This is a genomic window from Acidovorax sp. SUPP2825, assembly GCF_030158995.1.
Lineage (GTDB): Bacteria > Pseudomonadota > Gammaproteobacteria > Burkholderiales > Burkholderiaceae_C > Paracidovorax.
In genome coordinates, this window is sequence record NZ_BQXK01000004.1 from 299,157 (window position 1) to 308,151 (window position 8,995).

At 66.2% G+C, this 8,995-nt stretch carries 7 protein-coding genes; 3 read left to right on the top strand and 4 right to left on the bottom strand.

Going from position 1 to position 8,995, the window contains the following annotated elements; genetic code table 11:
- Nucleotides 1-67: 67 nt before the first annotated feature.
- Nucleotides 68-3,229 carry an amino acid adenylation domain-containing protein gene (locus AVAK2825_RS07860; protein WP_284396279.1) on the bottom strand — a complete coding sequence of 1,054 codons (3,162 nt, stop codon included), beginning with the start codon at nt 3,227-3,229 and terminating at the stop codon, nt 68-70.
- A gap of 133 nt (nt 3,230-3,362) precedes the next feature.
- Nucleotides 3,363-4,160, bottom strand: a complete 798-nt coding sequence (locus tag AVAK2825_RS07865; protein WP_284396280.1) for a M91 family zinc metallopeptidase — start codon at nt 4,158-4,160, stop codon at nt 3,363-3,365.
- Between the two features lie 284 nt (nt 4,161-4,444).
- On the opposite strand from AVAK2825_RS07865, the gene AVAK2825_RS07870 reads away from it, so the two are divergent.
- The 3 genes from AVAK2825_RS07870 (at nt 4,445) to AVAK2825_RS07880 (ending at nt 7,224) form a co-directional block, all read left to right on the top strand.
- Nucleotides 4,445-5,476: an ABC transporter substrate-binding protein gene (locus AVAK2825_RS07870; RefSeq protein ID WP_284396284.1), complete on the top strand. Its 1,032-nt coding sequence runs from the start codon at nt 4,445-4,447 to the stop codon at nt 5,474-5,476.
- 150 nt (nt 5,477-5,626) lie between these two features.
- A complete protein-coding gene (locus tag AVAK2825_RS07875) occupies nt 5,627-6,451 on the top strand; it encodes an ABC transporter ATP-binding protein (RefSeq protein WP_284396288.1) in 825 nt (274 codons plus the stop codon).
- Complete coding sequence (locus AVAK2825_RS07880) at nt 6,448-7,224, top strand: ABC transporter permease (RefSeq protein ID WP_284396290.1); 777 nt, start codon at nt 6,448-6,450, stop codon at nt 7,222-7,224. Before AVAK2825_RS07875 ends, AVAK2825_RS07880 begins: the two co-directional genes overlap by 4 nt.
- A gap of 75 nt (nt 7,225-7,299) precedes the next feature.
- Here AVAK2825_RS07880 and AVAK2825_RS07885 read toward each other — a convergent pair whose 3' ends face one another.
- On the bottom strand, nt 7,300-7,602 hold the full coding sequence (locus tag AVAK2825_RS07885) for a hypothetical protein (protein WP_284396292.1): 303 nt from the start codon (nt 7,600-7,602) through the stop codon (nt 7,300-7,302).
- Between the two features lie 457 nt (nt 7,603-8,059).
- A partial coding sequence (locus tag AVAK2825_RS07890; RefSeq protein ID WP_284396294.1) for a hypothetical protein occupies nt 8,060-8,995 on the bottom strand: 936 nt, incomplete at its 5' end.

The window sequence follows — 8,995 nt, forward strand, 5'->3', positions numbered from 1 at the left end:
CCTGCGCAAGGCTCGGCGCCCCATGACCGGCTGACATCCCCGGGATAGCAGATCGATCCCCCGCACCTCACGCGCGGCGGGGTCTTTGTGCCGGAACATCCAGGCGGTTGTCGATGTGCGAGGCCTCGGCCGCCTCCACGCTCGCCAACTGCACCACCACTTCCACGCCCTGCGTCTTCTGCACCATGTTGCGCTCGTAGGAGCGCAGCGAATAGGGCTGCTTGGCCGCCGGGTCCTTCCACTGCGCTTCGACCGTTTCGGCCAGCGCGGAGATGGCCTGCGGCAAGCCGCTCGGGTGCTTCGCGCACAGCTGCATCGACGAGCGGTAGGCATCGTCCCGCGCGCGGGCCTCGGGCGTCACGATGTGGCGTGCCGCGAAGCTGTGGGTGGGCGCCGCATCGCCGCTCATGTCGTTCAACAGGCCATCGAGGCGCGCAGGGTCGGCACCAGCGTCCACCCACGCGTCCCTCTGCGGCTTCATCGACTCCATGAAGGCATCGACTTTCTGGTACTCCGTCTCGACGAACGACAGCGGATGCAGGCGGCCGTCCTCGTACACGGCCTCCCGCCGGTGGGACACGCCCGAGAGAATGTGTTCCGCGCCCACGCCGAACTGCACCGCGGCGAGCGACACGTCGACCTTGCCAGAAAACGAGGTGTCCGACGCGACGGTGGCGGACGGGCCAGCCGACACCTTGGCACCAACCCCGGCGCGCAGGTTGTTTCCCTGGATCGATCGTTCCACGCGCATGCGCCCGGTGGCGTCGGCGTAGTGCTTGGTGACATCGCGCTGGGCCTCGACGAAGCCGCCGACACCGGCACTGACCTTGGCATGCCACTTCCCGATCGATCCCATCAGGTCCGCTCCCAGCCCATGCCGGCGGCGGCCATCGCCGGCCAGGCCGACACGGTTGACCGTGAGGTCAGGAAACTCCTGCAGCAGCCGCTGCAGGAGATCAGTGGGGTCATCCGCCCGCGCCCCGCCTTCGCTGCCGTCGAGCAGCGCGTCCACCAGCGCCGAGAACTCGGCCCGCAGTTCGGGCACCGGCCGGCCGATGCGCGGCAAGCGCAGGGAGATGCCCTGCATCTCGGCGTCCTCCCTTCCGTACAGCACCGTATCGACGTTCACCCCCGCCTTCGCCACGCCGATGTCCGGACCGACGAACGCGCCGACCCCCACCTGTTTGGCCACCTGGCGCTGCGATCCCAGCACCAGCTCCATGTCGTAGGGCGGCATGGCGATTTCGAACACCGCCTGGCGGCCGCGCTGCGCCCGGCCATCGATCCGTCCCCGCAGGAAGAAGGCGCTCGCCACCGCGCTGATCGACGACGTGATCTGCCGCAGCCCCACGCCGACCAGCCCGCCGCTGCTCAGCCGCAGCCGCGACGAGCCCTCGATGTTGGCGACGATGTCCTTCAATGCCGAACGCACGGTCTCGCGAGTGATCACCGGCACCCGGGTGTCGCGGCCTTGCACCTCTTCCTCGGCCCGCGCCAGGGCCTTGGAGATGGCCTGCACCCAGTGCACGTTTTCTCGCTCCAGCGCCTGGACATTGCCGGTCGCCTCGCGGGCCTCGGAAAACCATTGGCCCATCGCCTCGGCGTCCAGGCGCAGGTCGGCCAGCGCCAGCAACTGCGGCGATTGCGCCAACTGGCGTGCCAAGCCCGGCCTGGGGTCTCGCGACAGCAGGAGCGCCAGGCGGTCCGCGATGTCGGCACAGGCCGCCTCGTCGAAGCCCGCCCGTTCGAACGACTGCGGTACCGGCGTCTCCAGGCAATGCCGCAGCACCGCCGCGCGCAGCAACGCCTCGGGCACCCGGCCGGGGCCGGGCGAGCGAAGGTGCGGTGCGGCGTCGATCAGTTGGTCCTGCAAAGCGGCGGCGGCCTCGCGCAGCGCCGTCTCGCGCGCCAGCCGGTGGCGCGCGACGGCCGGGCCCCGCTCCACCTTCTGCGTTCCGTGGCGCAGGGCCCGGAAAGGCGACTTGCCGAAGATCGGATTGCGCAGCAGGCGCCCGCGTTCCGGCGTGGCACGCTCGATCCAGCGGCCGGTTTTCATGAGGCGGCCGTTGATGGCCGAAAAATCCGTGCCCGGCCCGGTCTCGAACAGGTCGTTGCGCACGGCGGTCAGCGCCCACCGGTGGGGCAGGGCCGCGGCCACATCGCCCACCATCCGCGCCGCGGCGCAAGCGACGGCCTTGCCCGTCAGCGTGTCCAGGGCCGGCGCGCTGGCCAGGATGGCGGCAGGGTCACCCCGCTCCGCGCGCCCGGGCGGCATCGCCGTTGCGGCCTTGAGCAGCAGCGCGAAATCCCGGCTGTGCGCCGCATCCACAGGGCGTGCCACGACGGCCTGGAGTACGTCCAGGCCCATGGGCGTGTCGGCCAGGGCGGCTGCCACCTGCCACACCGCCCGCCGTGCCGCCAAGGTGGCATCGCTCGGCAGGCCCGCATCGGAGCGCCGCGGCGAGCCCGGCAGCGACCGGTCAGGGCCGCCATCCAGCGAAGCCGAGGGCGTGTGATAGACCGAACCCCCTTCCATCGACGAGGCCGATGCCGAGCGCGAGACTGCGGGCGAGACCGGGGGCGACAAGGGAGCCGGCTCGTCGTCGCCCCCATGCAAGGAGCCTGCGGGCGTGTAGAAGACCGAGGCCGCGTCGTCGTCCGGCGCACCGGCCCGCTGCTGCCAGGCCGCGGCGATTTCCTGCTGCGGATCAAACTCCTGCAGGAGTTCCAGCGCGCCCAGTGCCAGTTGTGCGTCGCCGCCCGTCGCGGCGGCCAGGGCTTCGGCCAGGATCACGGTGGGCGCGCCAGGAAGCCCCGGAATCGGTGCCATGCGCGAAAAATCCATCTCGGTCAGCGCGAGTGCGAGATCTGCCGCCACGCCGAAACGCTGCCCACCCGGCCCGAACAGCGCCTTCGTCAACGCGGAGCCGTCGGGCTCGGCCTGTGCCATGGCATCGAGCAGCACATGGGTGGCTTGGGGCTGGGCGGCAGCGGCCTGCGCGGCCGCCGGGGCGTTGGCGTGGCCAGCGGCCTCATTCCTGTCCGGCAAGGCGCCACGCGGCGGCAGGGTCGATGCCGCCGCGTGGGCGCGCCGGCGCGCCGGGCCGTCCAGGGGCGGCCGCACCGCGGCACTGGGGATCGATGGCGTCTGCTGTTTCTGGCCCACGGGCGTATCAACGCTGAAGCGGGCCAGACCGAAGCGGTTCGAGAGTTTGGAGAGCAATGACATGCGAGTCATCTTGCCTCGCCTGCCGGCTTTTTTTGGAAGTCCCGAAGCCCCCGCCGGGAAGCGAAACCACCACCTGGGGAAAACCCGCATATCGATATACGAAAAACGTTGGCAATCCAGGCCCGGCCGCCTTTCAGACGGACCCGTCCTGCGTTTTACCAGGCACCACTGACAATGCCGCCACGTCGCCGTGACCATCCGTGGTGAAGCCGTGGTAGCTGGGGCGCTGCGTAAGCCCTTGTTCGGCCCGGATCGTGTTTTCCGAGGGATTGGCGCCGGCATGGGCGCCCACACCGACCGTGCGCAGTTCTGCGGGCAGATTCGATCGGGGAATAGGCGCTTTCGCGCCAGGATGCTGGTAACGGGTTTCGTCCGCAGTGCGTGCTGGATGGATGCCGTGCAGGCTGTCTCGGGCATGAATCAACTCATGCGCCAGCGTGGCGACGTAATCCGCAGGACTGGGTTCGCCTTCGCCGGACTCGGGCGTGGGATACCGCCATGCGACCTCGGGGTCTGTATAGACCCACGCTTCATCGGCACCGGGTGTTTCAAGACCGGGCAAAGGGGCCGCCGCCACGACCGGCATGAAGGCACTGGGCGCGCGCCGCTCGCTCAGGTAGGCGTCGATGTCCTCCAATTTGTTCAAGCCGATACGTTCCTGCGTGGCGTCGTCGCGCCGGAACGAGCGCACATGCACTTTGCCGTTCTGGGCAGGGGTCAGGACCACCCGCTTGCGCGGAGCCATCGCGGTGATGGCCTCGATCTGCCGCAGCAGCGCACGGCCCGAATCCCGCGAGGCCAGTTGCTGCAGCGCTGACTCGTTGCGCCGCACGAACTCGGCGCCCTGCAGCGCGGGGCCGCTTCCATCTTGGGTCGCCCTCGTCGAGGTGCGGATGAATATGCCAGGAAAGGCACTCGGCTGGATGGGCATGGCTCCCCTCGCTCGAAAAAGGGAAAATTGAAACGCCACGGGGTGATACCGGTCACCACGGATGCGAACGCGCCGCCGGAATGCCGAACCCGGCTCTGCCCGCCTTCCTCCCGCCCTGCGACCGTGCCGGCAGGGGCTCCGACCGCCAGGCACCACGGTGGAGACCCTCCCGCAGCATGCACCGCATTGGTTCATGCCCGCACCGCCCCGCCGGGGGCAGAGCCTGGAACCGGGCATCGATCTTGCTGATCGGGATGCCATCGACCGACACGACCGGAGACCCCATGCACAAACGTTCCCTCCTGAAAGCCGTGGTGGCCCTGGCCGCCGCCAGCGCGTTCACCCTGGCCCAGGCCCAGACCTTGACGCCCATCAAGTTCCAGCTCGACTGGCGCTTCGAAGGGCCGGCCGCGTTCTTCCTGCTGCCCACGGCCAAGGGCTACTTCAAGGAGGCCGGGCTGAACGTGACGGTGGACGCGGGCAACGGCTCCGGCGGCGCCGTGCAGCGCGTGGCCTCGGGCACCTACGACATGGGCTTCGCCGACCTGGCCGCGGTGATGGAATTCCACGCCAACAACCCCGACGCGCAGAACAAGCCCGTGGCCGTCATGATGGTCTACAACAACACCCCGGCCTCGGTCATGGCGCTCAAGAAGAGCGGCATCGCCAAGCCCGCCGACCTGGCCGGCAAGAAGCTGGGCGCCCCGGTGTTTGACGCCGGCCGCCGCGCCTTCCCCATCTTCGCCAAGGCCAACGGCATCGGCAACGTGCAATGGACCGCCATGGACCCGCCGCTGCGCGAGACCATGCTGGTGCGCGGCGATGTGGACGCCATCACCGGCTTCACCTTCACCTCGCTGCTGAACCTGGAAGCGCGCGGCGCCAAGGCCAGTGACGTGGTGGTGCTGCCCTATGCCGACTTCGGTGTGAAGCTGTACGGCAACGTGATCATCGCCAGCCCCAAGCTGGTCAAGGAGAACCCCGAGGCGATCCGCGCCTTCCTCAAGGCCTTCACCAAAGGCGCGAAGGAGGTCATGGCCAACCCGGCCGCCGCCATCGCCTCCGTGAAGGAGCGCGACGGCATCGTGAACGTGGCCCTGGAAACCCGCCGCCTGCAACTGGCCATCGACACCGTGGTCAACAGCGCCGACGCGCGGGCCGAAGGCTTCGGCCAGGCGAAGCCGCAGCGCCTGGCACTGATGGCCTCGCAGGTGTCCGACGCGTTCGCCACCAAGTCCCGCGTGAACGCCGAGACGGTGTGGAACGGCAGCTTCCTGCCGCCGGCGGCCGAGTTGAACATCCTGCCCAGGAAGTGATGGCACCGGGGGCCGGCCCATGGGGGTCAGCCCCCCGGCCCTCCCGAGCCCGCCACGCACCACCCGGCAATTGCTACAAATTTAATAGCAATATGCCCTAGTATTGATTGTGCTGGCGGCCCTTTTCACTCCAAACCCTTCTTTCATCCCATGCAGGCCGACGACACCTATTTCGTGGATTTTCGCGATGTCTGGCTCGCCTACAACGAAGAGTTGCTGCGCGCCAACCACTTTGCGGTCGAAGCCATCGACCTGCAGGTGCGCCGCGGCGAGTTCATCGCCATCGTGGGGCCCTCGGGCTGTGGCAAGTCCACCTTCATGAAGCTGGCCACCGGGCTGCGCATGCCCTCGATGGGCAAGATCCGCACCGACGGCCAGCCCGTGACCGGCCCGCTCAAGATCTCGGGCATGGCCTTCCAGGCCCCCTCGCTGCTGCCCTGGCGCACCACCGTCGCCAACGTGCTGCTGCCGCTGGAGATCGTCGAGCCGCACCGCAGCCAGTTCAAGGCCCGCCGCAAGGAATACGAGGCCCGCGCGCGCGCCCTGCTGCAGAAGGTGGGCCTGGCCGGCTATGAAGACAAGTTCCCCTGGCAGCTGTCGGGCGGCATGCAGCAGCGCGCCAGCATCTGCCGCGCCCTCATCCACGAGCCCAAGATGCTGCTGCTGGACGAGCCCTTCGGCGCGCTCGACGCCTTCACGCGCGAGGAGCTGTGGTGCATCCTGCGCGACCTGCAGGCCGAGCAGCAGTTCAACGTCATCCTCGTCACGCACGACCTGCGCGAGAGCGTCTTCCTCGCCGACACCGTGTACGTGATGAGCAAGAGCCCCGGCCGCTTCGTGGTCAAGCGCGACATCGAGCTGCCGCGCCCGCGCGAGCTGGAACTGACCTACACCAAGGAATTCACCGACATCGTGCTGGAACTGCGCGGCCACATCGGCGCCCTGCGCAAGACCGGCGGGGAGATCACGCAATGAACGCGCTGCACAAGAAACGGGTGGAGCGCTGGTCGCCCTGGGTTTTGCTGTTTTCGGTGCTCGTGCTGTGGCAGGTGATCTGCTCGGGCCTGGGCGTGTCGGAGTTCATCTTCCCCAGCCCCTGGACGATCTGGACGCAGTTCGTGGAGTTCAAGTGGATCATCGCGGGCCACGCCTGGCGCACCTTCTGGGTCACCATGGCCGGCTTCGGCATCGCCATCGTGGTCGGGGTGCTGCTGGGCTTCGTCATCGGATCGTCGCGGCTGGCGTATGCCGCCGTCTACCCGCTGATGACCGCCTTCAACGCCCTGCCCAAGGCCGCCTTCGTGCCCATCCTCGTCGTGTGGTTCGGCATCGGCGTGGGGCCGGCCATCCTCACGGCTTTTCTCATCAGCTTCTTTCCGATCATGGTCAACATCGCCACGGGCCTGGCCACGCTGGAGCCCGAGCTGGAAGACGTGCTGCGCGTGCTGGGCGCCAAGCGCTGGGACGTGCTCACCAAGGTCGGCCTGCCGCGCTCCCTGCCGTACTTCTACGGCTCGCTCAAGGTGGCGATCACCCTCGCCTTCGTGGGCACCACCGTGTCGGAGATGACCGCCGCCAACGAGGGCATCGGCTACCTGCTGATCTCGGCCGGCTCGTCCATGCAGATGGGCCTGGCCTTCGCCGGCCTGATGGTGGTGGGCGCCATGGCGATGGTGATGTACGAGCTGTTCAGCGTGCTGGAAAAGCACACCACGGGCTGGGCGCACCGGGGGTCGCAAGGGGAGTGAGGCGGCGGCGCAGCACCGAGCCGACCGCAGGGAGCGATGTGCATCGCTCTGCGCAGGCCAATGAAACCCGTCTGCCTACGCGTTGGCCCTGGCGTTGACCATGTGGGCAAAGACGGCATTGGTACGCCTCCATTGCTCTGCGCTCAATCCGCTGTTCTGGATCGCGGAATCGATCTGCAGCAACAACTGCTCACGGTCAGGATGGTTTTGAAGAGGTTGAACCGCGTGCCGCGCAGCCACCAGCAGCCTGCCCCGGTCGGTCCATCCCGGATGGTTTTGTGCGGCCTGGATAGCGCGGCCAATGGCCAATGAAACTTCATCGTTTGGCGTGCCTGGATTGATACCCAGCAGGGCATGAACCCCCTCGATGGAATGCATGACGTCTCGTTCGCCACGGGGCAACGCCTGATGGAGGGTTTGCGAAGCCTGACGAAGCGCCGAACGCCCCGTCCTGGGCAGCAAGCTGCCGATGTGGTGCTGCAGATCGCCAGGCAAACGGTTGAAAGGCCCGCTTTCCTCACTACCGCCACTGCTGCTGCGCCTGGGACTGATGGGCAATGGGGTTGCATTGGCGTGGCTGCTGCTGCGCCGCGGCTCCTCAGCAGAAGGCCGAACCGATTCGGCGGAAGAGTTCTGGCGGCTGATCCGGCCACTGCCAGATACCGTAGGCGTGCAGCATGCGTTTCCCATTTCGATTCCTCAAAGCAAAGGAGCAAAGGGAATACCTTATCCCAGCCCTCATCTTGGACATGGGCAAAGGCGAACCATTCGCACGCCATCCGAAACCGGGAGGGGCGAGGTATCCGCTGGCCCCGGCAATCTGCAGCTTTCCAGCTTAATTCGGAATATCCATGCACAACCGGATGCCCGCCAAAGAATCGGGCATATTTTGCAGGGGGATTTGAAGTTCCGTAGAAAGCATCGCCCATTGCGCTGGGCCTTGGAATGGATAGAAACCGGAAGCACCGCCCCTCACCATCACGCCATTGCGGCCCTCCACTTTGGTCATCGCTGCCAAACCGAGCCCTGCGATTCCAAAAAAATTGGAGGCTTTCTTATTCTTCGAAGCACTTCCGAAAGACGTCAGACAGACATTTTTTGAAAGATCGCCTCGGGGCAATTTATCTCCACCAATGAAAATATTCGCCCGCAATTCTTTTGCCACATATTCCCACTCATGGTCCCACGGTAAGCGGTAGCCGCTTTTTCTCAAGAATTTTTCCGCCTCGCTGGTTGACAAATAGATGGGGTAAGGCCCCTCCTCCGTCGAAAAATCAGGCCGTTCCAAATCGCCAGACAAATCGATATTTTCTTCCGCCACCCATTCAAAAAGCGGAAACCTGCTCATCAGAAATGGGCGTACGGCTTTCTCCTCTGGTGAGGCACGATCCTCCACCAAGGGTTTCAGCATGTGCCATTCATCGGGAGAGCACAAGGCCTGAATGGCTTTTTTATGGGCATCGCTCATGCCGTAATCAAACAGCCCACCAAAGATCAGGCTCAAGGGGGTTTCGTATTCCTCGTCATAGAAACACGGAATATCCACTTTCGATTGCGTTCGATGCTCAAAGGCATGAAAAGACCCGGCCCGCTGAAAACGATCAGGGAGTTTTTCCAGGATTTCTTCGCAAATAGATTCCTGTCGGGAGCCTCTCACAACCCCATGTTTGACGAATCCGAATAGGGAGGAGTGGGCGCCAGTAGCCGTTTGAGCGTGATGAGGCCCAGCAGCGGTCTGCGCCTGGGTGCATGAGGGGCCTTGCAGGCCCGG